Genomic DNA, 1,873 nt, shown 5'->3' with positions numbered 1-1,873 from the left:
AGCGGGCCTTGCGCGGCGCCCGGTGCCGCCCGGGGTGCGGCCTCAGGCTCCTCCGGTGTGCACCTGGAAGGCGGCCCGGCGGACCGCCTTGGCCAGGGCCGGGTCCGGGTGGGCCGCGGCCAGGGCAACCAGGACCTGGACGGTGCGCGGATGGCCGACGGCCCTGACCTCGTCGAGCAGGGCCGGGACGGTTCCCTGGACGGCGGAGTCGAGGTGGCGGACCAGCAGCCCGGTCTCGCCGTGGTCGGCGACCGCGGCCGCGGTGTCGACCCAGAGCCAGGTGGCCTCCTCGCGGCTGAGGACGTCCTGGGCGTCATCGGGGTCGTTGCCCTCGTACTCGGCGAGCCAGAGCAGCCCGTAGGGCCGCAGCGAGGGTTCGGTGAGCACGGCGCGGACCTCGGGTTCGGCGGGGGCGCCGACGACCCTCAGTGCCTCGAAGGCCAGTCCGCGCAGCAGCGCGTCCTCGCCCCGGGCGACGGCCAGCAGTTCCGCGACGGCGCTGCCGACCGTACGGGCGGCGAGCCAGGCGCGGTATTCGTCGCGGGCCGGGCCGGGGCTGAGCCGGGCGCAGCCGAGGAGCATGTCGGCGGCGGACTGCTCGATGTTCCCGGCCGGGCTCTGGGCGGCGACGCAGATCTGTTCCAGCTTGACCCAGACCGCCCAGTTGCCGAGCGGGGTGAGGGTGGCGTGCCCTTGGCCGAGCGTCAGCGCCCCGACGGCGGCGAGGCCCTCCAGGGCCCAGTCGAGCAGCAGGGCGTTGAGGCCGGCGCTCCGGTCGGGTCCGGCGGCGCTCTCGGCCGGCGCTGTCCGGGCGGCGGTCACCGCGGGGGCATCGGACTCCGCCGGGGCGGCGGGCGCGGTTCGACCGGGCCCCAGGGGCACTTCGCAGCGCTCCTCCTGGAGTTCGGCGACGCGCTGGCCGAGCAGGTCCAGCAGCGCGGGGACGGTGACGGGCCCCGCGGAGAGCTGAAGGAGGGAAAGCACCTGGGGCACGGCCTCGACGGCCTCGGCGACCGCGCCCGCCTCGATGTCCGCGGGGGCGGCGTGGACCAGCGACCAGGCGTCGAAGAGCGCCACCCAGCCGCGGAGCACGGCGGAGTCGTCCCGGTCCCAGGCGCGCAGCCGCCACCCGGGGCGGGCGGTGTCGCCGTGCAGTTCGATCAGTCCGGCCAGCCGGGCCCGGTCCCAGCCGGCGCGGACCTGCGCCGGGGAGAGTTCCAGAGCGGTGGCCGCCCGTTCGAGGGCGTGCGCCGCGAGCGGGGCGGCGGTACCCGGCCCCGGCGTGCCGGCCGCCCAGTGGGCGATGCGTACGGCGTCGGCGAGCACCGCCCTGGCCTGGCGCGCCAGTTCCGTACGGGGCGGGGTGCCCTCGGGAGGCCGGGGTGCCGGCCTGGTACGCCGGGTCGTCACGGCCTTGCGGGCGGTGGCGAGGGGTCGCGGGCGGACAAGTCGCAGCCTGGAGTCGCGCGGAGTACGGGACGTCACGAGAGCAGTCTTGCCCCTGACGGCCCGAAAGCCCAAACGGAAGGCGTTTCACCGGTACGGGAAAGGTTCCCCCGGTGCGGCGGCAAGCGGGAGAGTTCACCCCATCGGCTCACATCAGGGGCGTGAGGAAGCGTCGCAGGGTCTCCTCGTAGCGGGCCGGGCCGGCGTTCCACATCGACGCATGCGGAGCCTGCGGTACGGCGTGGAGGCTGACCAGATCCGGGCGGCGGGCGGCGAGCCCGCGGGAGGCGTCCCAGGGGGCGATCGTGTCGTCCGGGCCGTGCAGGATCAGGGTCGGCGTGCGCAGGGAGGCCGGCGCCGAGGTCTCCAGGACCGGGGCGCCGCCGACCGGGCGCGGTATCCGCTGACGGCCGGGATGCCCGTGAAC

Annotated in this window: 1 protein-coding gene and 1 pseudogene; both read right to left on the bottom strand. The window is 76.5% G+C overall.

What is annotated here, in order from left to right; all coding sequences use genetic code 11:
• Positions 1-42: 42 nt before the first annotated feature.
• Positions 43-1,410, bottom strand: coding sequence for a hypothetical protein (locus CR470_RS37685; RefSeq protein WP_097872245.1), 1,368 nt, complete (start codon positions 1,408-1,410; stop codon positions 43-45).
• 184 nt (positions 1,411-1,594) lie between these two features.
• Positions 1,595-1,873, bottom strand: a pseudogene (locus CR470_RS37680) (hypothetical protein); the annotation flags it as partial.

Origin of the sequence: Streptomyces sp. rh34 (genome assembly GCF_002551245.1) — a bacterium.
Taxonomy (GTDB): domain Bacteria; phylum Actinomycetota; class Actinomycetes; order Streptomycetales; family Streptomycetaceae; genus Streptomyces.
Note: the sequence above shows the minus strand (reverse complement) of the source record. Positions and strands in the feature narration are given on the sequence as shown.